This window comes from Nonomuraea sp. NPDC004702 (assembly GCF_053601695.1).
Map to the genome: position 1 here is coordinate 271,172 of NZ_JBSGCE010000005.1, position 23,530 is coordinate 294,701.

The following is a 23,530-nucleotide window of genomic DNA, read 5'->3' on the forward strand; positions in this document are numbered from 1 at the left end:
GAGACCGCCGCGGGCATGGAGGCGCCGTGACATCGGACACGACCATGAACGACTTCCCCGAGCCGGCCCGCCGTCTGGCGGCCTTCGGCAACCAACTGATCGACGTGCATCTCCGGCTCCGCGAAGAGCTGGCCAGGCTGCGCGACACCGCCGGCCGCGGCGGTTCCCTGCGCGACCTGCGCACGCACTGCCTGACCTTCTGCTCGGCGATCATCACCCACCACACCGGCGAGGACGCCACGGCCTTCCCGGTGCTCGCCGCCGAGTTCCCCGAACTGCGCCCCGTCCTTGAGGAACTGCGCCGGGACCACGAGCAGGTGGCCGCCATCCTGCGCGACCTGGAAACCCTGCTGACCGCCGACGCGCCCGCCACCCGTGACGTGCGCACCGAGCTGGACGGCCTGTCGGCCCTGCTGGAATCGCACTTCGTCTACGAGGAGAAGCGGATCGTCGCGGCCCTCAACGCCCTGCCCGCCACGACGTGGAGCGCTCCGGCGTTCCTGGACTGACGCGCGGCCGAGCCTGACTGCCCGGACCAGGGAAACAATCTGTGTGGAGCTATGGGGATTCGAACCCCAGACCTCCTCCATGCCATGGAGGCGCGCTACCAACTGCGCCATAGCCCCTGGTCACCGCTGCGGGATCACCCGTTGCGGCGCTCCGAGAGCATATAGCCATCCGCGCCCTTTCGCCTAATCGCCCGGCCGCCGTCCCCGCTGCGCCCGTGCCACCAGCACGGCGAGCCCGTCGAGCTGCCCGCGGAGCCCGAACTCGAAGACGGAGTCCAGGTCCAGATCCACCCCGGGATCCGTGACCACCTTCGCCAGAGTCGGGAAGGCGCCGGAGGCGAGCAACTCCGCCATCTCCCCTTCGTGCTCACTCAGCCAGTCGTCCTCGGTCACCCCGGTCTCGGTACGCGCCTGCAGCTCCGCCTCCAGGGCCACGGCGGCGCCCCGGACGAAGTTCACCAGGGACACGACGGCGTGCAGCATGGTGCCGGCGTCGAGGCCGAGCCCGTCCAGGGCCCGCAGCAGCCGTTCGGTGGACGCCATGCCGTTGGGCACGAGCTGCGGCCGGGTCAGCGAGACCGCCTGCGCCAGCCACGGATGCCGCAGGTGCACCCGCCACAGCTGCCGGAGCTCCAGCTCCAGCCGGGCCCGCCAGTCGCGCGGCGGCTGCCCGGCGGGCGGCTCCTCGCCGTAGACCGCGTCGATCATGAGCCGGACCAGCTCGTCCTTGCCCGCGACGTGCCGGTACAGGGACATGGCCGAGGCGTCGACCTCGGCGGCCAGGCGGCGCATCGACACGGCGGCCAGCCCCTCCCGGTCGGCGACCCTGATCGCCTCGCGCACGACGCGCCGAGCGGTGAGGTCCTGCGCCGGTCGCCGCACGGGCCCGGCGACGACGGTCCCGACCCCCGGCACGGCCCGCGTGAGCCCCTCCTCGCGCAACCTGCCGAGGGCCCTGGTCGCGGTGGCCATCGCCACGCCCCACTCGCGGATGATCTGGCGGGTCGAGGGCACCTTGTCCCCCGGCGCCAGCTCGCCGGCGGCGATGCGGTCGCGCAACTCCGCCACGATCCGCAGATACACGGGCCGATCCACGGCCACCCCTTCCGCAGCACTAGTGCACCAGGCTCGGCGCACCCGGCGGCACCTTCTCACCGCACTAGTGCGCCGGGCGACCCTCTTGCCTGCTGGAAAACCCGAACCTACGGTACGCGTACAACGTACATGGCGCACTACCCAGGGAGGCATCCGTGCAGACCGTCCTCATCTCCGGCGGCGGCGTCGCCGGGCCCACGCTCGCCCACTGGCTGGCCCGCCTCGGGTTCCGGCCGACCGTCGTCGAACGCGCCCCCGCCCTGCGCACCGGCGGCCAGGCCGTCGACTTCCGCGGCGCCCCGCAGCTGGAGGTCCTGCAGCGCATGGAAGTGCTGGACGCCATCAGGGCGGCCCAGACCGGCATGGGCGACATCGCCATCGTCGACGGCGACGGCAGACGGCTGGCCAGGCTGCCGTCGGAGGTGTTCAGCGGCGACGTGGAGATCCTGCGCGGCGACCTGACCCGCATCCTGAACGAGGCCGCCCCCGCCGAACGGCTCCTCGGCGACTCGATCACCTCCCTGACCGAGCGCCCCGACGGCGTGCACGTGACCTTCGAACAGGCCGCGCCCCGCACGTTCGACCTGGTCGTCGGCGCGGACGGCATCCGCAGCAAGGTACGCGAGCTGGCCTTCCCGGCCACTCCCCTGCGCCATCTCGGCTTCTACGGGGCCGTCTTCTCCATCCCCGGCACGTACGGGCTGGACCACGACGGCCTCATGCACAACGTACCGGGCCGCTGCGCCACCATCGTCAGGACGAACGGCCGGACCAGGGCGTCGCTCGACTTCGCCACGCCCCCGCTCGACGTCGGCCACCGCGATCAGGCGGCGCAGCGGGCCCTGGTGGCGCGGGCGTTCCGGGGAGTGGGCTGGCAGGTCCCGTCCCTGCTGGCGGCCATGGACAGGGCCGAGGACTTCTACTTCTGGCAGGCCGCCCAGGTCGTCCTGCCCCGGTGGTCCTCCGGCCGGGTGGCGCTGGTCGGCGACGCCGGGTACGCCCCCGGCCCCGGCGGCATGGGCACGGGGCTCGGCATGATCGGCGCGTACGTGCTGGCCGCCGAGCTGGCCGCGGCCCCCGGCGACCACAGTGCCGCCTTCGACGCCTACGAGCGGCGGATGAGGCCGTACGTCGAGGTGTGCCAGAAGCAGGCCGAGGGGGCCGACAAATACCTCGTGCCGGGCACGCGGGCGCGGATCCGCATGCGGAACCAGATGATGCGCATGCTGCCGTACCTGCCGGGCAAGGGCATGGTCAAGCGGATGACGGACAAGGCCGCGAGCGCCGTCACGCTGCCGGACCATCCCCGGCAGGGCGCTCGCCGCCCCGCGCAGCCGGCCTGAGCCGGTCGGCTACGCCTCCGCGTCAGGGCGGTCGTCGCTGCTGATGGGCTCGGGCAGGGTGCCCGCGTTGTGTTCGAGCAGCCGCCAGCCCTGACGGCCCTCCTGCAGCACCGACCAGGAGCAGTTGCCCAGCCCGCCCAGCGCCGGCCACAGCTCCTCGGGCAGGCCGAGCAGCTCGCAGATGCCGAGCCGCAGCGCGGCGCCGTGCGAGGCGACGACCAGGAGCCCGTCGTCGTCGAGCTTGGCCGCCCACTTGCGCATGGAGGCGGCCACCCGGGTCGCGACCTCCGAGACGGGCTCGCCGTCGGGGGCCTCCCAGGCGATGTACTCCTCGGGCCAGCGCGCGGCGATCTCGTCGCGCGTCAGCCCCTCCCACTGGCCGCCGCCGCGTTCGCGGAAGTCCTTGTCGACGGTCACGTCGAGCCCCACGAGCCTGCCGAGCGCCAGGGCCGTGTCATGGGCGCGCTGGAGGTCGGAGGAGACGATGAGGGTGGGCCGCAGCGAGGCCAGCAGCGAGGCGGCCCTGGCCGCCTGCGCGACGCCGGTCTCGTCGAGCGGGATGTCGGAGTGGCCCTGGAAGCGGTGCTCCACGTTCCACAGGGTCTGTCCGTGGCGGAGGCAGACGATCCGCCTGCTCAACTGCGGGCCCGCTGCATGTTGGCGAGCATGACGCTCTCCGGCAGGCCGATGGCCGGGCAGTCCTTCCACAGGCGCTCAAGGGCGTAGAACGTGCGGTCTTCCTCATGCTGGACGTGCACGACGATGTCGATGTAGTCGAGCAGCACCCAGCGGCCCTCGCGCTCGCCCTCGCGGCGCACGGGCTTGGCGTCGGCCTCGGTGCGCAGCCGGTCTTCGATCTCGTCGACGATGGCGCGGACCTGGCGGTCGTTCGTGGCGGAGCAGAGCAGGAAGGCGTCGGTGATGACGAGCTGCTCGCTCACGTCGTAGGCGAGGATGTCATCGGCCAGCTTGTCGGCCGCGGCCTCGGCGGCGATCTGGACGAGCTGAACGGATCTGTCGGATGCGGTCACGATGCGGGTCTGTCCTCCTGTGTCGGCAGCATGCCCATATACCGAGGGTACCCTTCCAGGCCGAAACCCCTCACCCACGGCGCGGAGAGCTTCAGCCTTCCCCGTGATACAACCCTCGTTTGTTGATGTACTGCACGATTCCGTCCGGCACCAGATACCAGATCGGCTCCCCCTTGGCCACCCGCTGACGGCACTCCGACGACGAGATGGCCAGCGCGGGGATCTCCAGCAGGGTCACCCTGCCCTCGGGCAGCCCGGGGTCGTGCAACGTGTGCCCGGGACGGGTGCAGCCCACGAAGTGCGCCAGCTCGAACAGCTCGTCGGCGTCCTGCCAGCCCAGGATCGCGCCGAGCGCGTCGGCGCCGGTGATGAAGTACAGGTCCACCTGCGGGCCGTAGACGTTGGAGATGTCCCGCAGCGTGTCGATGGTGAAGGTGGGGCCGGGGCGGTCGATGTCCACCCTGCTCACGGAGAAGCGGGGGTTGGAGGCCGTGGCGATGACCGTCATCAGATAGCGGTCCTCGGGCGCCGACACCTCGCGTCCGGACTTCTGGTACGGCCGCCCGGTCGGCACGAACACGACCTCGTCGAGGTCGAAGTGATGGGCGACCTCGCTTGCTGCGACCAGGTGGCCGTGGTGGATGGGATCGAAGGTCCCGCCCATCACACCCACCCGCCGCTTCCCCTGGATCCCAGGCGCGTTCATCATGAGTCGGACCCTACGCGGACGCGGTACCCGAACATGACGGCACCCCCCTTGGTGATGTTCGCGCATCACATCCGTTGCGGACGTAGCATGCCGGGCATGACGACCACCCCGGACCGCAACCGCGTCCAACTGCCCGGCATCTCGTCCCGAGCCTACGAACACCCCGCAGACCGGTCCGCCCTGGTCGCTCTGCGTAAGTTGAGTGGGTTCGACACGGTTCTCAAGCAGATGTCCGGTCTTGTGAGTGAGCGCCGCCTTCGCCTGATGTACCTGGCGTCGTCCGTGCGCGTCAGCGAGACCCAGTTCCGCTCCCTGTACGACATGGGGCGCGACGCGGCCTACATCCTCGACCTGCACCGCATCCCGGAGATCTACGTCCAGCAGGACCCGCACGTCCAGGCCAAGGCCATCGGCTTCGACGACCCGTTCATCGTCGTCACCACCGGCCTGCTCAACCTCATGGACGAGGAGGAGCAGCGCTTCGTCATCGGCCACGAGACCTCGCACATCCTGTCGGGTCACGCGGTCTACCGGACGATGCTCGACATCCTCACCCGCCTCGCCACGCGCGTCGCCTGGATCCCGCTCGGCTACATCGGGTTGCGCGCGATCGTCGCGGGCCTGGAGGAGTGGTACCGCAAGTCGGAGCTCTCCTCCGACCGCGGCGGCCTGCTGACCGCCCAGAACCCCGAGTCGGCCAAGCGCGCGCTGATGAAGCTCGCCGGCGGCGCCTACACCCACGAGATGAACATCGAGGCGTTCCTGGAGCAGTACCAGGAGTACGACACCGCGGGCGACCTGCGCGACGGCTTCCTCAAGGTGCTCAACCTGCTCGGCACCACCCACCCGTTCGCCGTGGTGCGCGTCGCCGAGCTCGACAAGTGGCAGCGCAGCGGCGAGTACGACCGCATCATCGGCGGCGACTACCCCCGCAGGGAGGACGACGCCAACGCCCGCGTCACCGACGAGATCAAGGCGGCGGCCGAGTCCTACCGCGCCTCCTGGTCCCAGTCGCAGGACCCCTTCATCGGCGTGCTGCGCGACGTGGCCGAAGGGGCGGTGAACGCGGGCGAGCGCATCTTCAACCGCTTCTCGCGCCGCGACGGCGGCCAGGGCTGACCGGCCGGCCGTCCTCGCCGCCTACAGCAGGAGGGCGATCGCGCGCACGGCGGCCGCGCACAGGGCGACGAACCCGCCCAGCACGGCCAGTGCGCGCAGCCCTTCCCTGCGCAACTCCGGCAGCTTGCCGCCGATCCGCTCGATCTCGCGCCCGGTGATACCGCCGCACAACATGCCGAACACCACCGCCGCGACCGTCACGGGCGCCGGCTGCTGCCACCAGTCGGAGTCGATCTGACCGCCACCGGTCACCCAGAGCGCACCGCCCGACGCCACCGCGACGGGCACTCCCGGCCACACCACGGCGGTCGCCGCCGCCCCGGTCAGCGCGAACGGGAACAGCAACACGCGCAGCGCGATCCGCATGCGACGCGCGCTGCGCTTCCTGACCAGCCAATGACTCATCCAGAGCGTCCTGGTCAGCACCACGAACGCCGTCGTGATGGCGATCGAGGCGATCGGCCAGATCACCGACGTCACCACGCACGGCACCGCCAGCACCGCGAGCAGCAGCAGAGCCGTGTTGCCCGCGGGCAGCGTGGTCGGCGCCTCGCCCCTGAGCCTGGTCCGCCGGCCGTCCTGTGACCTGCTCCGCACGGCCGCCGTCGCCCGCGCGCGCGGGCCCGTCTTGGGGTCGGCGCCGGTCCTGGTGCGAGGCGTGGCGGCCTTGCCGTCGGTGTTCGTCCTGCCCCGCGGCGGCGGAACCGCGCCGTCGGCCCTGACCCGGGTCCCGTCGGCGCCGGTCCTGGCCCGCGTGCCGTCCGTGCCGGTGCGGGTGCGCGTGCCCTCCGTGCCGGTGCGGGGACGTGTCCCCTCCGTGCCGGCCCTGGGGCGGGTGCCCTCCGTGCCGGTCCTGGCGCGGGTGCTCTCCGTTCCCGGCCGGGGGCGGGGGGCGGAGGCCGGTCCGTCCGTGCCCGGCCTGGGGCGCGCGGCCGAGGCCGCGCCGTCGGCCCGGCTCCGCGCGGCGGGCGGTTCCGTCCGGTTGCGCGCCGTGGGCGGTTCCGTCCGGTTCCTGGGTACGGGCGTCTTCCCGTCCCCGCCGGTACGCGTGCGCGGCACCGGCGTCTTCCCGTCGGTGCCCGTACGGCCGCGCGGCACGGGCGTCTTGCCCTCCGTGCCGGCCCGGCCGCGGGGCACGGGCGTCTTGCCCTCCGTGCCGGCCCGGCCGCGGGGCGCGGGCACCTCGGCCGTCGTGCCGTTCGCCCGGCTTCGTGCGCTCTCGCCCCTGGACGCCTCCTCGGCGGCCGCGGGCGCGTCGCCGTCGGGCCCGTTGGTGGCCTTGGCCAGCCGGGAGAGCCGGTCGGCCAGCAACGCCGCGGTGGGGCGCTTGCCGGGCTCCCGGTTGAGCGCCGCCCGCACCAGCGGCAGCAGCGCCACCGGCACGCCCTTGAGGTCGGCCTGCCCGTTCAGCACCGCGTACATCTGCGCCTCGGCCGTGCCGCGCCCGAACGTGGGCCGCCCGGTCGCCGCGAACGCCACCGTCGCGGCCCAGGCGTGCACGTCGGCGGGCGAGTCGACCTGCTCGTCGGCGAAGATCTCCGGCGCGGTGTAGCCGGGCGTGCCGAGGAACGTGCCCGTCATGGTGAGCCGGGTCGCGTCGAGCACCTGCGCGATGCCGAAGTCGATGAGGACCGGCCCCTCGGTGCCCATGATGATGTTGCCCGGCTTCAGGTCGCGGTGCACGACCCCGGCCGCGTGGATGATGGCCAGCGCCGCGGCGATGCCCTGCGCCATGTGCACGAGCTGGCCCAGGTCGAGCGGCCCGCTCTGGCGTACGCGCTCCAGCAGCGTGACGCCCTCGATGTGCTCCATGACCAGGTAGGGCCGGGCACAGCTCAGGTCGGCGTCGAGCACCTTGGCCACGTAGGGGCTCTCGACCCTGCGCAGCGCGCGCACCTCGCGCTCCAGCCTGACCCGGGACATCTCGTCCTCGGCCAGGTCGTGGAGGACCTTGAGTGCGACCTGCTCGCCACGGCGGGTGGTGGCGAGGTAGACCTCGCCCATGCCGCCTCGGCCGAGCCGCTCGACCAGGCTGTACGGCCCGACCTTGCCGAGCTTGCTCACCGTCCCTCCCCGCCCGGCGCGCCCATAAGGGACACAACCCTAGCGCTGGGACGACAGTTGACGCCCGCGGCGCGCCGGAGCCGTTGAACCTTTATCGGGGTGAACGGTCGGAGAGCATGCTGTCGAGCTCGGCCGTGGGTTCCTCGGCCAGGGGCTTGCGGCCCTTCCTGCGCCAGTTGACGTGACCGCGGCTCTCCAGCCAGAGCAGCAGACGGTCGGCGCCGAACAGCACCGCGGCCGAGAAGACAAGGGCGACGACAATTTCCATGACACCCAGTCAACCGAGGCCGCGGGCCGCCGGTCAGCCCGACACGCCGACTAACCGCAAGCCGGTCCGGGCACCACAGTGCCTTCTGACGTGCGCAGATGCCCTTCTCCCGTGTAGATCCACTTGGTGGAGGTCAGCTCCGGCAGGCCCATCGGGCCACGCGCGTGCAGCTTCTGCGTGGAGATGCCGATCTCCGCGCCGAACCCGAACTCGCCGCCGTCGGTGAACCTGGTCGAGGCGTTCACCGCCACGGCCGCGGAGTCCACGAGCGAGACGAAGCGGCGGGCGGCCGGCTGCGACCGGGTGACGATCGCGTCGGTGTGCCCGGAGCCGTAGCGCCGGATGTGGGCCACGGCCTCCTCCAGCGAGCCGACGACCGCGGCGGCGATGTCGAGCGACAGGTATTCGGTGGCGAAGTCGTCGTCGGTGACCGGCACGACCTCGCCGTAACCGGCGATGCGCTCGTCGCCGTGGACGGTCACCCCCGCCTCGGCCAGCGCCCGCAGCGCCCTCGGCACGAACGCGTCGGCGACCCCCTCGTGGACGAGGAACGTCTCGGCCGCGTTGCACACCGACGGACGCTGCGCCTTGGAGTTGACCAGGATCTGCACGGCCAGGTCGAGATCGGCCTCCGCGTCGACGTAGACGTGGCAGTTGCCGACGCCGGTCTCGATCACCGGGACCGTGGACTCCTCGACCACCGAGTTGATCAGCGCCGCCCCGCCGCGCGGGATCAGCACGTCGACCAGCCCGCGGGCGCGCATCAGCTCCTTGACCGACTCCCGCGTCGTACCGGGCACCAGCTGCACCGCCCCGGCGGGCACCTGCGTGCCCGCGAGCGCCTCCTGCATGATCCGCACCAGCGCCGTGTTGGACGAGTAGGCGCTCGACGAGCCTCTGAGCAGCACCGCGTTGCCGCTCTTGAGGCAGAGCGCGGCGGCGTCGACCGTGACGTTGGGACGCCCCTCGTAGATGATGCCGATCACGCCCAGCGGCACCCTGAGCTGCCGCAGCTCCAGCCCGTTGGGCAGTGTGCTGCCCCGGACGACCTCGCCGACCGGGTCGGGCAGGTCGGCCACCTGCCGCACGGCCTCGGCGATGGCCTCGATCCTGGCCTCGTCGAGCCGCAACCGGTCGATCATCGCCTCGGACGTGCCCTGGGACCGCGCCCGCTCGACGTCTTCGGCGTTGGCCTCGACGATCTCGGCCGCGTGCGCGACCAGGGCGTCGGCGATCACCCGCAACGCCCGGTCCTTGGGCGCCCGCGGCAGCGGGGCCAGCTCGGCGGCGGCCTCTCGTGCCGCGCGGGCGACCTTCAGGAACTCCTCGGACATCGCGTGCTCCTCACTGGTGACGGGTTTCCAGTATGACGATGTCGTCGCGGTGGATCAGCTCGCGTTCATATTCCGGACCGAGCGCGCTGGCCAGCTCCTTCGTGGAGCGGCCGAGCAGCCCCGGGATCTCCACCGCGTCGAAGTTGACCAGGCCGCGCGCCACCACGCCGCCCTGCGGCCCGCACAGGTCGACCGGGTCGCCCGCGGCGAACTCACCCTCCACGGATGTCACGCCGGCGGGCAGCAGCGACTTGCGCCGGCCCACGATCGCCTCGACCGCCCCCTGGTCGAGGTGCAGCCGGCCGCGTCCGGTGGTGGCGTGGGCGAGCCACAGGAGCCGCGTGCCTGGGTGGCGGCCGCCGGGGTGGAAGTAGGTGCCGATGTCGGCGCCGGTGAGCGCCTGGGCGGCGTGGGCGGCGGCGGTGAGCACGACCGGCACGCCCGCGCCCGTGGCGATCCTGGCCGCCTGGACCTTGGTCACCATGCCGCCGGTGCCGACCGCCGCGCCGTTCCTGCCCAGCTCGACGCCGACCAGGTCCTCGGGGCCGCGCACCTCGGCCAGCCGGCGCGAGCCGGGCCGGCTCGGCGGGCCGTCGTAGAGGGCGTCGACGTCGGACAGCAGCACCAGCGCGTCGGCGTGGATCAGGTGGGAGACCAGCGCGGCGAGCCGGTCGTTGTCGCCGAACCTGATCTCGTCGGTCGCGACCGTGTCGTTCTCGTTGACGATCGGCACGATGCCCAGCTCCAGCAGCCGGGCCAGGGTGCGCTGGGCGTTGGCGTGGTGGGCGCGGCGCATCATGTCGTCGGCGGTCAGCAGCACCTGGCCGACGCGCAGGCCGTAGCGGGCGAAGGAGGAGGTGTAGCGCGCGACCAGCACCCCCTGGCCGACGGAGGCCGCCGCCTGCTGGGTGGCCAGGTCGCGTGGCCGCGCCGACAACCCCAGCGGGCCGAGACCCGCCGCGATCGCTCCCGACGACACCAGCACGATCTGCGCCCCGGCACGCCGCCGCGCCGCCAGGACGTCGACCAGGGCGTCGACCCGGTCCACGTCGATCATGCCCTGGGGGGTGGTGAGCGAGGAGGAGCCGACCTTGACGACGACCCTCGACGCTGAGCTGATCTGTTCCCGCACGCCTGACAGCCTATCCGCGCCCCACCCCCACCCCCGTCCCGCTTTCACCCCCCGCAGAACCGCAACCGCCGCGCGCCACACCGGCGGCCCCCCGTACGCCCCCCGCCCCCGGGGGCCGTCACCCCCAAGAGACCTCAGCGACCCCCCGCTGGGCCACCGCCTCCAGCCACTTGCCCCCGTGGACTCACAGCGGTCCCCCCGCACGGCCACCGCCGCCAGAGCCGCCCGCACAGAAGGGCGGCGATCCACCGACGACCACCACCCCCGGCCGCTTCACCCCCGTGGAACCCGCAGCGATCCCGCCACGAGAACCACCGACAGGCACGTTCGCGACACACCCGCCGCCTGGAGTCACCCATACAAGGGCCCCAGCCGACGGTCACCCCAAACGACGGCCACCAGTCGGCGACCACACACACGGCATCACCAGCCGACGGCCACACCGTACGACGGTCACCTCAAACAGCGGTCACCGGCCGGCGACCACCCCATACGACGGTTACCAGCCGGCGACCACCCCATACGACGGTTACCAGCCGGCGGCCACGCCAGGCGGCAGTCACGCCAAGACGACCGTCACCCCCCGGCAGCGGTCAGACCAGGCGGTTGTCCGAGCCGCGCGGCCCCTGCCGCACCGACTCGGCGCTGAGCGTCGGCTGCCAGTCGAAGACGTATCCGCCCTCCATCGGCCCGATGACCACCTCGGCCCCCGCCTTGGCGCCCGCCTTGACCAGCTCATCCTCCACGCCGAGCCGTTCGAGCCGGTCGGCCAGGTACCCGACGGCCTCGTCGTTGCTGAAGTCGGTCTGCCGGATCCACCGCTCGGGCTTCTCCCCGGTGACCTGGAACATGTTCTCGTTGACCCGCCGCACCTTGAACCCGGCCTCGCCGAGCTGCTTGGGCCTGATCACCAGTCGGGTCGGCTCCTCGACCGGCTTGTTGGCCCTGGCCGCCGCCACCCACTCGCCCATCGCGTACGTGAGCTCCCGCAACCCGTCGTGCGTGGCCGCCGAGATGACGAAGACCTGCAGCCCCCGCTCCTCGAACTCGGCCCTGACCAGGTCGGCCAGCTCCCGCGCGTCGGGCACGTCGGCCTTGTTGAGCACGATCATCCGCGGCCGGTCCTCAAGCTTCCCGTACGCCCGCAGCTCGGCCTCGATCACCTCGTAGTCGGTGACCGGGTCGCGCCCCGGCTCCATGGTCGCGCAGTCGATGACGTGCACGAGCATGTCGCAGCGCTCGACATGGCGCAGGAACTCGTGCCCGAGCCCCTTGCCCTGCGAGGCCCCCGGGATCAGGCCGGGCACGTCGGCGACCGTGAACACGTTCTCGCCGGCCGTCACGACCCCCAGGTTGGGGATGAGGGTGGTGAACGGATAGTCCGCGATCTTCGGCTTGGCCGCGCTCAGCGCCGCGATCAGCGACGACTTGCCGGCGCTGGGGAACCCGACCAGCGCCACGTCGGCGACGCTCTTGAGCTCCAGCATGACGTCGAGCCCGTCGCCGGGCTCGCCCAGCAGCGCGAACCCGGGCGCCTTCCGCCGGGACGTGGCCAGCGCGGCGTTCCCGAGCCCGCCGTGACCGCCCTGCGCGATCACGTACCGGGTGCCGGCCCCCACGAGGTCCACCAGGACCTCACCGGTGTTGGCGTCCTTCACCACGGTCCCGTTCGGGACGGCGAGGATCACGTCGTCGCCCTTGGCGCCGTCGCGGTTGGAGCCCTGCCCCTGCTTGCCGTTGTCGGCCTTGCGATGGGGACGGCGGTGGTAGTCCAGCAAGGTCGCGGTATTGGGATCGACCTCAAGGATCACGTCGCCGCCACGGCCGCCGTTCCCCCCGTCGGGGCCGCCGAGCGGCTTGAACTTCTCCCGGTGGATGGAGGCGCACCCGTTCCCTCCGTCACCGGCCTTGACGTGCAGGACCACCTGGTCCACGAAGTCCGGCATCCAGCTCTCCTCCATCAAGCCCACCAGGGCAATACAAGATCAATCACAACATGGCGCCCCCGCAGGGCCCCCAGAAAACGCCTAAGGGGTGGATCGACAGGCGATCCACCCCTTGAAGCAACACCGAAGCGAAGCTGATTACTCCGCGACGGGAACGATGCTGACGGCGCGACGACCGCGCTTGACGCCGAACTGCACGTGGCCGGCGGCCAGCGCGAACAGCGTGTCATCGCCACCACGGCCGACGTTGTCGCCGGGGTGGAAGTGGGTGCCGCGCTGACGAACGATGATCTCGCCCGCGTTCACCAGCTGGCCGCCGAAGCGCTTGACGCCCAGGCGCTGAGCGTTGGAGTCACGGCCGTTCCGGGTGGACGACGCGCCCTTCTTGTGTGCCATCTCTCAAACTCCCGATCAGGCCTGGTCGATACCGGTGATCTTCACCTGGGTGTACCGCTGACGGTGACCCTGGCGCTTCTTGTAACCGGTCTTGTTCTTGTACTTGAGAATGCGGATCTTCGGGCCCTTGGTCTCGCCGAGGATCTCGGCGCTGACCGTGAACTTGCCCGCCTCGGTGGTCACATCGCCGTCGTTGACGACGAGCACCGTCGGCAGCGAAACCGAAGAGCCGACCTCGCCGGCGACCTTGTCCACCTCGAGGACGTCACCGACGGAGACCTTCTGCTGCCTGCCGCCGCAACGAACGATCGCGTACACCGCGGAACCCTTCTACTGACTCGCTGTTGACCTCAGCCGCCCCGCATCGAGGCGGCCGCCGAATGCTGCGCCTATCATTCGGCCTGTCTCAAACCGACGAACCGAGTAAGCGCGCCAACAGGGCACGTCACCTGACGCACCGATTCACCAGGGTACCGCTTAACGGTGCCCTAGGCGAACCGGACGGATCGTCGGAAGCCTGCCGAGGCTACTCGGCGGACTTGGCTCGGCGGGAGCGTCGCCGCCCTCTGCCGGAAGTCTGGCTGGCCTGGTCGTCCTCAGCCGGGACGTCATCAAGCGCACCGGTCACGGTATCACGGCTGGCGGAGTCCTTGGCCGCGGAAACCTTGTCCGAGACCGCCTTCTCGATCGCCATCTTGCCCTGCGTGCCGCGCGGCTCCGGCTTGGTCTCGACCGGCTCGGTCGAGACGATCAGCCCGCGCCCGTTGCAGCACTCACAGGCCGTCGAGAACGCCTCCAGCAGCCCCTGACCGACCCGCTTACGCGTCATCTGCACCAGGCCCAGGGAGGTCACCTCGGCGACCTGGTGCTTGGTCCTGTCGCGCGCCAGGCACTCCAGCAGCCGCCGCAGCACCAGGTCGCGGTTGGACTCCAGCACCATGTCGATGAAGTCGATCACGATGATGCCGCCGATGTCCCGCAGCCGCAGCTGGCGCACGATCTCCTCGGCCGCCTCCAGGTTGTTCCTGGTGACGGTCTCCTCGAGGTTGCCGCCCTGGCCGGTGAACTTGCCGGTGTTGACGTCGACGACGGTCATCGCCTCGGTACGGTCGATCACCAGCGAGCCGCCGCTCGGCAGCCACACCTTGCGCTCCAGCGCCTTGCCCAGCTGCTCGTCGATCCGGTACGACTCGAACACGTCGCCCTGCCCGGTGTCCCAGCGCGACAGGCGCTCGCCCAGGTGCGGCGCGACGTACTTGACGTAGTCGTCGACGGTGTCCCAGGCGTCGTCGCCCTGCACGACCAGCGAGGTGAAGTCCTCGTTGAACACGTCGCGCACGACCCGGATGGTCAGGTCGGGCTCGGCCGACAGCAGCTCGGGCGGGCTGGCCGACTTGGCCTTCTTCTGGATGTTCTCCCACTGGGCCGACAGCCGGGCCACGTCGCGGGCCAGCTCGTCCTCGGAGGCGCCCTCGGCCGCGGTGCGGACGATCACACCGGCGTTCTCCGGCATGACCTTCTTCAGGATGCTCTTGAGCCGGGTGCGTTCCTTGTCGGGCAGCTTGCGGCTGATGCCGGTCATTGACCCGTCCGGCACGTACACCAGGTAGCGGCCGGGCAGGCTGATCTGCGAGGTGAGCCGGGCGCCCTTGTGGCCGATCGGGTCCTTGGTGACCTGCACCAGCACCGACTGGCCGGACTTCAGCGCCGCCTCGATGCGCTTGGGCTGGCCCTCCAGCCCGGCTGTGTCGAAGTTCACCTCACCGGCGTACAGGACGGCGTTGCGCCCCTTGCCGATGTCCACGAACGCGGCCTCCATCGACGGCAGCACGTTCTGGACCTTGCCCAGGTAGACGTTGCCGACGTAGGACTGGCTGGCCTCGCGGTTGACGTAGTGCTCGACGAGCACGCCGTCCTCCAGGACCGCGATCTGCGTACGGTCGCCCTGACGGCGCACCACCATCATGCGGTCGACGGACTCACGGCGGGCCAGGAACTCCGACTCCGTGATGATCGGCGGACGCCTGCGGCCGAGCTCGCGCCCCTCGCGGCGGCGCTGCTTCTTGGCCTCCAGGCGGGTCGAGCCGCGCACGCTCTGCACGCCGTCGGTGGCGGTCTCCAGGGAGGCGGCACGGCCGGAGCGCGGCGCGCGGATGCGCACCACCGTGTTCGGCGGGTCGTCGCTGGAGGGCTCCAGGGTCTCCTCGGTGCCGCGGCGACGACGACGGCGACGGCGGCGCGAGCCGGCGGCCTCTTCCTCCTGGGCCTCCTCGCCCTGGTCCTCGCCTTCCTCCTCGTCGCCTTCCTCGCCGTCCTCGGCCTCGTCACGCTCGCGCGACTTGCCGCGGCCCCGGCCGCCGCGACGGCGCCGGCGACGACGGCCGCCGCCCTCCTCCTCCTGCTCGTCGGAGGTGTCGAGGTCGCCCTCGTCCTCGACGACGGTCTCGTCGACCAGCTCCTCGATCTCCTCGGGCTCCGGCTCCGGCTCGGGCCGCCGGATCACGGCGGGCTTGCCCTGGCTGGGGTCGGGGGCCTGGAACAGCGGCGCGAAGATGGCCGCGGGACGCTGGAACGCCGTGCCCGGCTCGTCGTGCCTGCGCGCGCTCAGCCCGAAGGGGTCGGCGAGCAGGCTCGGCCGGTCGACGTCCTCGTCGAGGTCCTCGCCGGCGGGCTCGTCGTCGAGCGGCTCGTCCTCGGGCAGGATCTCCAGGATGTCCTCGTCGGCCGCCTCGGCGGCCTCGGGCACGGTGACGGCCACCTCGACGTCGGAGGGCGTCGCGACGACCTCGACGTCGGCGCCCGCCGGCGCCTCCACGACGACCTCTTCGGCCTTCTTCCGCGTACGCCGCCGCTTCGGCGCCTCGGCCTCCTCCTCCGGGAGCGCTCCCGCGTCCTCCGGCTCGGCCTTCTTGGTCGTACGGCGGCGCGTCGTGGTCGCGGTGGACCGCGTGCGCGTGGCCCTCTTGGGCTTCTCCTCGGGAACGTCGGCGGCTTCCACCACGGCCTCGGCCATGGCGGCCTCGACCACACTGGCCACCTCGTCGGCCTCGGCCGGGCCACCCGCGTACGCGGGGCTCTCGGCCTCCGGCGCGCCCGGACTCTGCACCACGGGCGCCGCGACCGGCTCGGCCGCGCCGGCCACCTGCCCGGCGGCCTCCCGCCGCTCGACGACCGGCGCCACGACGGGCTCCACGGCGGGTTCTGCCGACGTGCCGGCCTGCGAGGCGGCAGGGCTCTCGGCCTGCTGCGGCGCCGGCCCCTCGGGCACGACGGCCCCGGCCACGGCACCTTCAGAAACACCGGCCCGGGCAGCGGCGCCACCAGGCGCGCCGACGCCAGTCACGGCACCTTCAGGCGCGCCAGCACCGATCGCGGCACCTTCAGGCGCACCGGCACCGGTCGCGGCGCCTTCAGGCGCACCGGCCACAGCGGAGGCACCCTGCGGCGCACCGGCTCCAGCCACGGCGCTCTCGGGCGCGCCGGCCTGTGCCTGAACGCCCTCCGGGCCGCCGTCGGCGGCTCCGGCCGGGCCTGCCGGCGTTTCGGGCGCCGCCGCGCGGGCCCGGGTTCTCCGGCCGCGCCCGGCGTCGGGCGCGGGTTCGCCGGCAGCGCGCTGCACGGCGTTGGTCTGCACCGGTTGCACGTCGGCAACCGACGGCGCGGCCTGGGCGGCCGCGACGGTGATCGGGGCGGTGGCGGCCGGCTCCTCCGGCAGCTCCGGCGGAGGACCCGCCGGGCGGCTCGCGGAACGGCGGCGCCTGGTCACCTTGGGCTGTTCAGTTGTCTCCCCGTCAGGGCCAGTGGCCCCGGCGTTGGGCTCGTTGTCGAGCATGCGGGCGCTCTCCCGTCAGCTCCCGGGCGCGTCGCCGCGCCGCGCAGGAGCCCTCGTGTCTCGTTGTCCGCCCCCGCCTCCGGAAAGGAGGCGCGGGCGCCAAGTCCTGTCAGCGGTGGCGCCCCGCTCGCGCAGGGCACCTCCTTAGCCGACGACGTGCTCACCCGCCGGTCCCGCCTCGCCGCCGCGCGTCGTATCGCGGTCAAGGCCGAGCGGGTCGGCAAGCGCACCGGTACCGGCGTCGAGCGGCCCCTGCGCCAGCCTGGTCACCTCGGGGGGGACCGGCGGCGCGAAGTCGGCCACAAGGCGCAGCCCTGTGAGCACATCATCGGGTCGAACGGCAGGCGTCATGTGCCGAACAACCATGCGCAGTATGACACACGTCTGTCCTGGCACCTGAGCTGCGGTTCTGTCTGTTCCCTCGGACACCACGAGCCCCAGGACGGCCTCCCGCGCGTCGAAGCGCCGGGGGCCCTTCTTGGTGAGGCGCTCGACCTCCACGGTGCCCGCCGCGAGGAACTTCTCCACCGCCGTCTCGGCGAGCTCGCGATCGGCCCCGGGCAGGCGTACCTCCCAGTCGGAGACCTCCAGGCGGTCGGCCAGCCCCCCCGGGCCCGCCTGCACGACGTCGAGCACGTCGAGACCGGGCGGCAGTGACGCGTCCAGGCTCGACTTGACCTGCTCGGGGTCGCACAGCCTGGTGACACCGATCTCGAGGTATTCGGCCTCGCTGGCGACACCGGTCGGCGCTGCGCCCGCGTAGGAGATCTTCGGATGGGGCGAGAAGCCCGCGCTGAAGGCCACCGGAATGCCGGCACGGCGGACCGCCCTCTCGACGGCCCGCGAGATGTCGCGGTGACTGGTGAAGCGCAGACGTCCGCGCTTGGCGTAACGCACACGAAGGCGCTGCACCGTAGGCGCGGGCGGAGGCCCGTCGGGAACAGGTTTCAGAGCTTTGCGTCCTTCCCTTGTCAGAGTTCCTTCTCCCAGGATAAGCCGCCGCGACACGTGTATGTGTACGCCGTGACACGGCTCGCCCACTGAGCGCGCTAGACCACGGTGAGAGGAAGGAGCTTGCGCCCTGTCGGGCCTATCTGGATCTCGGTGCCCATGGTCGGGCAGACCCCGCAGTCGTAGCACGGGGTCCAGCGGCAGTCTTCGACCTCGCCACCGGACACGGCCTCCTGCCAGTCCTGCCAGAGCCATTCGCGGTCGAGCCCGGCGTCGAGGTGGTCCCACGGAAGGACCTCGTTCTCGGCCCGCTCACGCGTGGTGTACCAGTCGACGTCGACGCCCGCCTTCTCGGCGGCCTGCATCCATCTGTCGTAGGAGAAGTGCTCGCTCCACCCGTCGAACCTGCCGCCGGCCTCCCACACGGCCCTGATCACCGCGCCGACCCTGCGGTCGCCGCGCGAGAGCAGGCCCTCCACGATGGACGGTTTGCCGTCGTGGTAGCGGAAGCCGATGGCCCGGCCGTACTGCTTGTCGCCGCGCAGCGAGTCGCGCAGCGCCTTGAGCCGCCGGTCGACGGTCTCGTGGTCGGCCTGCCCGGCCCACTGGAACGGGGTGTGCGGCTTGGGCACGAATCCGCCGATGGAGACGGTGCAGCGGATGTCGCGGCTGCCGGTCGCCTCGCGGCCCGCCTGGATGACCTTCTTGGCCAGGTCGGCGATGCCGAGCACGTCTTCGTCCTGCTCGGTGGGCAGCCCGCACATGAAGTAGAGCTTCACCTGCCGCCAGCCCTGCGAGTAGGCGGTGGTGACCGTGCGGATGAGGTCTTCCTCGGTGACCATCTTGTTGATCACCTTGCGCATGCGCTCGGAGCCACCCTCGGGGGCGAACGTGAGACCCGAGCGCCTGCCGTTCCTGGAGAACTCGTTGGCCAGGTCGATGTTGAACGCGTCGACCCGGGTCGAGGGCAGGGACAGCGAGGTGTTGGTGCCCTCGTAGCGGTCGGCCAGGCCCTTGGCGACCTCGCCGATCTCGGAGTGATCGGCCGAGGACAACGACAGCAGGCCGACCTCGTTGAAGCCGGACTCCTTGATGCCGTTGTCGACCATGGCGCCGATCGTGGTGATCGAACGCTCCCGCACCGGACGGGTGATCATGCCCGCCTGGCAGAAGCGGCAGCCGCGCGTGCAGCCGCGGAAGATCTCCACGCTGAACCGCTCGTGCACCGTCTCGGCCAGCGGCACCAGCGGCTTCTTCGGATAGGGCCACTCGTCGAGGTCCATCACGGTGTGCTTGTGCACCCGCCACGGCACGTCGGACCTGTTGGGCGCGACCCGCTTGATGCGCCCGTCGGGGTGGTAGTCGACGTCGTAGAACTTGGGCACGTAGACGCCGCCGGACTCGGCGAGCCGCATCAGCAGCTCGTCGCGCCCGCCGGGACGCCCCTCGGCCTTCCACTCACGGATGACCTCGGAGATGGCGATCGAGATCTGCTCGCCGTCGCCGAGCACGGCCGCGTCGAGGAAGTCGGCGATCGGCTCGGGGTTGAAGGCCGCGTGACCGCCGGCGAGCACGATCGGGTCGTCCTCGCCCCGGTCGACCGCGTTGAGCGGGATCCCGGCCAGATCGAGCGCGGTCAGCATGTTGGTGTAGCCCAGCTCCGTCGAGAACGACAGGCCGAGCACGTCGAAGGCGCGCACCGGCCGGTGCGCGTCGACGGTGAACTGCGGCACGCCCTCGGCCCGCATGAGGGCCTCCAGGTCGGGCCAGACCGCGTAGGTGCGCTCGGCCAGGGTGCGGGGCAGCTCGTTGAGGATCTCGTAGAGGATCGCCACGCCCTGGTTGGGCAGCCCGACCTCGTAGGCGTCCGGGTACATCAGCGCCCACCGTACGTCGGCGGAGTCCCAGTCCTTGACGGTCGAGTTGAGCTCACCCCCGACGTACTGGATGGGCTTCTGCACCTTGGGCAGCAGCGCTTCCAGGCGGTGGAATATCGACTCGACAGGCATACCGTCCAGGGTAGCGGCGCGCGGACGGTGACAAATCCGGCCCGCCGGCGGACGGCCCCCGTTACGCGCTCAGTTGAACGACTGCCGCCGCACCCTGATGGCCAGAAGCAGCCCTACCGCCATGAGGTTCGCGAACGTGGCAGTGCCGCCATAGGACACGAAAGGCAGCGGCAGACCGGTGATCGGCATGATCCCGATCGTCATCCCGACATTGATGAACGTCTGGAACGCGAACCAGCACACGATCATGCCCGCGACCAGCGTGCCGAACCGGTCGTCGCAGTGCCTGGCGACCTTCAGCCCGCGCAGCAGCACCACGCCGAGCAGCAGCACCACGGTGACCGACCCGATGAACCCGAACTCCTCCCCCGCCACCGTGAAGATGAAGTCGGTGTGCTGCTCGGGCACGAACCGGCCGGTCGTCTGCCCGCCGCCGAAGAGCCCCTTGCCCAGCAGTTGCCCGGAACCGATCGCGATCAGCGACTGCGTGCTGTTGTAGCCCACCCCGCGCGGATCGACCTTCGGATCGACGAACGCGGTGAACCGCGCCACCTGGTACGGCTCCAGCAGGTTGAACCAGAACACGCAGAACACCCCGGCCGCCGCCACGAGCACCAGCCCGACGATCCACCGCTTGCGCACGCCCCCGATCACCAGCCCCGCGGCCGTGATCACGGCGAGCACGAGCGCCGTGCCGAGGTCGGGCTGCAGCATCACCAGCCCCATCGTGATACCCGCCGCGACCAGGGCCAGCGTGATGTCCAGGGCGCGCGGCCGGTCGCTGCCCTCGGCGGGCTGGGCCAGCAGCATCGCGATGATCAGCAGCAGCCCGACCTTGGCGAACTCCGACGGCTGCACCGCGAACCCGCCTCCGAGCAGGATCCACGAGTGCGACCCGTTGATCGTCGCGCCCAGCGGCGTGATCACCAGCGCCAGCCCCACCAGCGACACCAGGAACACCAGCGGCGCGTACGCCCGCATCGCCCGATGGTCGACCATCGCCACCACGGCGCACAGGGTGACGCCGATGACCTCGTTGAGCAGGTGTTTCTTGACCAGCCCGGTGGCGCCGGGCGCCCACGTGCGGGTCGAGGACCACACCAGCAGCGTGCCGATCAGGCACAGCCCGGCCACCGCGACCAGCATCAGCCCGTCCATGCGGCGCACCACCGAGTGCTCGCCGATCGCCCGCTGGATGAGCGAGGGCCGCCGCGCGGCCACGGCGCGGTTCATTGGTGGATCACCGTCCCGTCGGGCGCGAACTTTGGCAGCTTGGTCGGGAGTCTTCCGCCGGGCACGGCGGCCGGCTGCCCCTTGAAGCCGTAGATGCCCTCGTAGATCTCGCGTGCGGCCGGCGCCGCGGTCGAGGCGCCCATGCCGCCCTGCGACACCATGACGACCACCACGAACTGCGGATTGTTGGTGGGCGCGAACGACGCGAACCACGAGGTGTCCTTCTTGCCCCACACCTCCGCGGTACCGGTCTTGCCGCCGATGCGCACCTTGTCCATCGGGAAGCCGGTGAACGCCCCCGCCGCGGTGCCGTCGGAGGGCACCTGGCTCAGCGCGTTCTTGATGTAGTTACGCTCCTTGTCGCTGATCGGCAGCTTGCCGACCACCGGCACGTCGATGGTCTTGACCACCTTGCCGTCGGGCCTCACCTGCGCCCACCCGATGCGCGGGCTGCGGACCTTGCCGTCGCTCACCAGCGCCATGTACGCCCGCGCGAGCTGCATCGGCGTCACCAGGACGTCGCCCTGGCCGATGGCGAAGTTGGCCGAGTCACCGGGCCGCAGCAGGAAGCCCTCGGTGCAGTTCTCCAGGGCCAGGCGTTTGAGGAAGTCGGCCCGCGCCCGGTCCTTCTCCTCCGGATATCCCTTGCGCGACCGCTCGCAGCTCGTGGCGCTGGTGCGGTTCCACAGGTCCTTCTTCCAGGCCCGGTCGGGGATGCGCCCGGAGGACTCGCCCGGCAGGTCGACCCCGGTCGGCCGGCCGAAGCCGAAGGCCCTGGCCGTGTTGGCGAACACCTCCTTCGTGCGCTTCTTCGGGTTGCGCCCGCCGTCCTTCAGGTACTGCTCGTACGCCGCCCGGTAGAAGATGGTGTCGCACGACTTGACCAGCGCCGTGTGCAGGTTCATCTGCCCGAGGCCGATCCCCCGGAAGTTGCTGAAGGACCGGTCGCCCACCATGTACGCCCCGGGGCAGTCGTACGTGCCGTTGAGCGGATACCCGGCCCGCAACATCGCCGACACCGACGACACCTTGAACGTCGAACCGGGCGCGAACTGCCCGTTGATCGCCCGCGACACCAGCGGCTTACCCGACTTGTCCGACAACAGCCACTGGTAACCCTTGGCCGAGATGCCACCGGCCCAGATCTCCGGGTCGTACCCCGGCGCGCTGGCCACCGACACCACCCGCCCGGAACGCGCGTCGAGCACCACCGCGGCGCCGCCGTCGGCCCCGGGCGCGTTCTTCATCGCGTTGGCGAGCGCCTTCTCCGTCACCGCCTGCACCCGCGCGTCGATGCTGGTCACCAGGTGGTCGCCGGCGACCGGCGGCACCTGCTCCTCGACCCCGAGTGCCTTGCCCATCCGGTCGACCTGCACCCTGCGCAGCCCCGACTTGCCACGCAGCGCGTCGTCGTAGACGTACTCGATGCCGTCGCGCCCGGCCAGGTCGACACCGGAGAAGCTGGCCTTGAGCCCCTCGCGCTTCTCCAGCTCCGCCTCGGTCACCGGCTGCAGGTATCCCAGCATCTGCGCCCCGGCCCGTCCGCCCGGGTACTGCCGGACGGAGTGGATCTCCGCGGTCACCCCCGGGAACTCCTCCTGCCGCTCCAGGATCTGCAACGCCTCACGCGTGTCCACCTTCTCGTCCAGCGGAACCGGCTGGTACGGCGACCCCGTCCAGCACGGCTTGCCCACCCCCGGCCCGCAGGGCGTGATGCGCTGCCGCAGGTCCTTGACCGGCCGGTCGAGCACCGAGGAGAGTCTGCGCAGCACGCTCATCCCCCCGCCCGGCATCCTGTTCAGCTTCGTCCGGTCGACGGACACGACCAGCGCCGTCCTGTTGCGCACCAGCGGACGCCCCGACGAGTCGAGGATCTGCCCCCGCACCGCGGGCACGATCACCGTGCGCGTCCTGGTCTCCATCGCCCTGGTCACGAACTCCTGGCCGCGCACGACCTGCACCTGCCACAGCCGTACGGCCAGCACGACGAGCAGCAGCACCACCAGGACGTGCAGCACCAGCAACCTGGTACGCATGCGGATCATGTCGAGTACCTCGGCTGTCTCCCCCGGGTGGCCAGCCAGATCACCACCGGCGCCACGATGAGCGTGTAGAGAACGGTGACGGGCACCTGCTGGGTCAGCGTCGCCAGCGACACCCGCGGATCGGACAGCAGCCCGGCCACCCCCACGGCCACCAGCGGCGCGATCAGCACGCACAGCACGACGGTCGTCGCCGGCCCGCCCGCGCCGCGCCCCGCCACATAACCGACCACGGCCAGCACGAACGCGTACTGGCCCATCAGATGCGCCGTCGGCGGCACCAGGTCCACCAGCAGCCCCGAGAAGAAGCCGACCATCGCCCCCGCCACCGGCCCGCGCTCCAGCGCCATGCCCACCACCGCCAGCAGCACCAGGTCAGGCGCGCCGCCCGCCGGCAACGGCAGCCGGTTGACCAGCATGACCTGTGCCAGCAACGCCAGCACCACGACCATCGCCCCGATCACCGCGCCTCCGTCCCCGCCGAAAGCAGCACGCTTCTCATCCCCCGATCACCACA

Annotated in this window: 20 protein-coding genes and 1 tRNA gene; 3 read left to right on the forward strand and 18 right to left on the reverse strand. The window is 71.5% G+C overall.

The genetic code is table 11. From position 1 onward, the window contains the following. Window positions 1-26 precede the first annotated feature (26 nt). Window positions 27-509 carry a hemerythrin domain-containing protein gene (locus tag ACWEJ6_RS09880; protein ID WP_452422748.1) on the forward strand — a complete coding sequence of 161 codons (483 nt, stop codon included), beginning with the start codon at window positions 27-29 and terminating at the stop codon, window positions 507-509. A gap of 44 nt (window positions 510-553) precedes the next feature. Here the strand turns inward: ACWEJ6_RS09880 and ACWEJ6_RS09885 are convergent. Continuing rightward, window positions 554-626: transfer RNA gene (locus ACWEJ6_RS09885), tRNA-Ala, on the reverse strand. Window positions 627-692: 66 nt separating this feature from the next. Continuing rightward, window positions 693-1,604, reverse strand: coding sequence for a TetR/AcrR family transcriptional regulator C-terminal domain-containing protein (locus ACWEJ6_RS09890; protein ID WP_452422749.1), 912 nt, complete (start codon window positions 1,602-1,604; stop codon window positions 693-695). Between the two features lie 155 nt (window positions 1,605-1,759). Here ACWEJ6_RS09890 and ACWEJ6_RS09895 point away from each other — a divergent pair, with 155 nt between their 5' ends. Continuing rightward, window positions 1,760-2,947, forward strand: coding sequence for an FAD-dependent monooxygenase (locus ACWEJ6_RS09895; RefSeq protein ID WP_452422751.1), 1,188 nt, complete (start codon window positions 1,760-1,762; stop codon window positions 2,945-2,947). Window positions 2,948-2,956: 9 nt separating this feature from the next. Here the strand turns inward: ACWEJ6_RS09895 and ACWEJ6_RS09900 are convergent, their stop codons facing one another. The 3 genes from ACWEJ6_RS09900 to nadD form a co-directional block, all read right to left on the reverse strand. After that, window positions 2,957-3,586, reverse strand: a complete 630-nt coding sequence (locus tag ACWEJ6_RS09900; protein WP_358283976.1) for a histidine phosphatase family protein — start codon at window positions 3,584-3,586, stop codon at window positions 2,957-2,959. Then, entirely contained in the window at window positions 3,583-3,978 is a 396-nt protein-coding gene (gene rsfS, locus ACWEJ6_RS09905; protein ID WP_125639389.1) for a ribosome silencing factor, read from the reverse strand. The genes ACWEJ6_RS09900 and rsfS overlap by 4 nt, the downstream gene beginning before the upstream one ends. A 91-nt stretch (window positions 3,979-4,069) precedes the next feature. Next, on the reverse strand, window positions 4,070-4,687 hold the full coding sequence (nadD, locus tag ACWEJ6_RS09910; protein WP_387663392.1) for a nicotinate-nucleotide adenylyltransferase: 618 nt from the start codon (window positions 4,685-4,687) through the stop codon (window positions 4,070-4,072). A gap of 87 nt (window positions 4,688-4,774) precedes the next feature. Between nadD and ACWEJ6_RS09915 the strand changes: the two genes are divergently transcribed. Further along, a complete protein-coding gene (locus tag ACWEJ6_RS09915; protein WP_387663390.1) occupies window positions 4,775-5,806 on the forward strand; it encodes a M48 family metallopeptidase in 1,032 nt (343 codons plus the stop codon). Window positions 5,807-5,827: 21 nt separating this feature from the next. Here ACWEJ6_RS09915 and ACWEJ6_RS09920 read toward each other — a convergent pair whose 3' ends face one another. The 13 genes from ACWEJ6_RS09920 to mreD all read right to left on the reverse strand — a co-directional run bounded on the left by ACWEJ6_RS09920 (window position 5,828) and on the right by mreD (window position 23,477). Next, window positions 5,828-7,870 (reverse strand): protein kinase domain-containing protein, encoded by a 2,043-nt coding sequence (locus tag ACWEJ6_RS09920; RefSeq protein WP_452422755.1) that lies wholly within the window; start codon window positions 7,868-7,870, stop codon window positions 5,828-5,830. A 91-nt stretch (window positions 7,871-7,961) separates the two neighbouring features. Further along, complete coding sequence (locus ACWEJ6_RS09925) at window positions 7,962-8,138, reverse strand: hypothetical protein (RefSeq protein ID WP_352325645.1); 177 nt, start codon at window positions 8,136-8,138, stop codon at window positions 7,962-7,964. A 50-nt stretch (window positions 8,139-8,188) separates the two neighbouring features. After that, window positions 8,189-9,472: a glutamate-5-semialdehyde dehydrogenase gene (locus tag ACWEJ6_RS09930; protein ID WP_452422757.1), complete on the reverse strand. Its 1,284-nt coding sequence runs from the start codon at window positions 9,470-9,472 to the stop codon at window positions 8,189-8,191. 10 nt (window positions 9,473-9,482) lie between these two features. Further along, complete coding sequence (proB, locus tag ACWEJ6_RS09935; protein WP_387663382.1) at window positions 9,483-10,604, reverse strand: glutamate 5-kinase; 1,122 nt, start codon at window positions 10,602-10,604, stop codon at window positions 9,483-9,485. Between the two features lie 593 nt (window positions 10,605-11,197). Beyond that, a complete protein-coding gene (obgE, locus tag ACWEJ6_RS09940) occupies window positions 11,198-12,550 on the reverse strand; it encodes a GTPase ObgE (protein ID WP_452422760.1) in 1,353 nt (450 codons plus the stop codon). A 138-nt stretch (window positions 12,551-12,688) separates the two neighbouring features. Next, window positions 12,689-12,946, reverse strand: a complete 258-nt coding sequence (rpmA, locus tag ACWEJ6_RS09945) for a 50S ribosomal protein L27 (protein WP_012893687.1) — start codon at window positions 12,944-12,946, stop codon at window positions 12,689-12,691. Window positions 12,947-12,961: 15 nt separating this feature from the next. Further along, window positions 12,962-13,264, reverse strand: a complete 303-nt coding sequence (gene rplU, locus ACWEJ6_RS09950) for a 50S ribosomal protein L21 (protein WP_049575732.1) — start codon at window positions 13,262-13,264, stop codon at window positions 12,962-12,964. A gap of 208 nt (window positions 13,265-13,472) precedes the next feature. Continuing rightward, window positions 13,473-16,229, reverse strand: a complete 2,757-nt coding sequence (locus ACWEJ6_RS09955; RefSeq protein WP_452422762.1) for an Rne/Rng family ribonuclease — start codon at window positions 16,227-16,229, stop codon at window positions 13,473-13,475. A 693-nt stretch (window positions 16,230-16,922) separates the two neighbouring features. Further along, window positions 16,923-17,675, reverse strand: coding sequence for a TIGR03936 family radical SAM-associated protein (locus tag ACWEJ6_RS09960; RefSeq protein WP_352329263.1), 753 nt, complete (start codon window positions 17,673-17,675; stop codon window positions 16,923-16,925). A 152-nt stretch (window positions 17,676-17,827) separates the two neighbouring features. Continuing rightward, complete coding sequence (locus tag ACWEJ6_RS09965; protein ID WP_387663376.1) at window positions 17,828-19,738, reverse strand: TIGR03960 family B12-binding radical SAM protein; 1,911 nt, start codon at window positions 19,736-19,738, stop codon at window positions 17,828-17,830. A gap of 69 nt (window positions 19,739-19,807) precedes the next feature. Continuing rightward, window positions 19,808-20,971 carry a rod shape-determining protein RodA gene (rodA, locus tag ACWEJ6_RS09970; RefSeq protein WP_358283960.1) on the reverse strand — a complete coding sequence of 388 codons (1,164 nt, stop codon included), beginning with the start codon at window positions 20,969-20,971 and terminating at the stop codon, window positions 19,808-19,810. Then, window positions 20,968-23,016, reverse strand: a complete 2,049-nt coding sequence (gene mrdA / locus ACWEJ6_RS09975; protein ID WP_387663373.1) for a penicillin-binding protein 2 — start codon at window positions 23,014-23,016, stop codon at window positions 20,968-20,970. The genes rodA and mrdA overlap by 4 nt, the downstream gene beginning before the upstream one ends. Beyond that, a complete protein-coding gene (mreD, locus tag ACWEJ6_RS09980; protein ID WP_352328456.1) occupies window positions 23,013-23,477 on the reverse strand; it encodes a rod shape-determining protein MreD in 465 nt (154 codons plus the stop codon). The genes mrdA and mreD overlap by 4 nt, the downstream gene beginning before the upstream one ends. Window positions 23,478-23,530: the final 53 nt, after the last annotated feature.

What these genes read in the sequence shown, in the direction of transcription:
- mrdA (WP_387663373.1), bottom strand. Translation starts at nt 23,016, where the DNA reads ATGATCCGCATGCGTACCAGGTTGCTGGTGCTGCACGTCCTGGTGGTG.
- rodA (WP_358283960.1), bottom strand. Translation starts at nt 20,971, where the DNA reads ATGAACCGCGCCGTGGCCGCGCGGCGGCCCTCGCTCATCCAGCGGGCG.
- ACWEJ6_RS09965 (WP_387663376.1), bottom strand. Translation starts at nt 19,738, where the DNA reads ATGCCTGTCGAGTCGATATTCCACCGCCTGGAAGCGCTGCTGCCCAAG.
- ACWEJ6_RS09930 (WP_452422757.1), bottom strand. Translation starts at nt 9,472, where the DNA reads ATGTCCGAGGAGTTCCTGAAGGTCGCCCGCGCGGCACGAGAGGCCGCC.
- nadD (WP_387663392.1), bottom strand. Translation starts at nt 4,687, where the DNA reads ATGATGAACGCGCCTGGGATCCAGGGGAAGCGGCGGGTGGGTGTGATG.
- obgE (WP_452422760.1), bottom strand. Translation starts at nt 12,550, where the DNA reads ATGCCGGACTTCGTGGACCAGGTGGTCCTGCACGTCAAGGCCGGTGAC.
- rpmA (WP_012893687.1), bottom strand. Translation starts at nt 12,946, where the DNA reads ATGGCACACAAGAAGGGCGCGTCGTCCACCCGGAACGGCCGTGACTCC.
- ACWEJ6_RS09925 (WP_352325645.1), bottom strand. Translation starts at nt 8,138, where the DNA reads ATGGAAATTGTCGTCGCCCTTGTCTTCTCGGCCGCGGTGCTGTTCGGC.
- ACWEJ6_RS09915 (WP_387663390.1), top strand. Translation starts at nt 4,775, where the DNA reads ATGCCGGGCATGACGACCACCCCGGACCGCAACCGCGTCCAACTGCCC.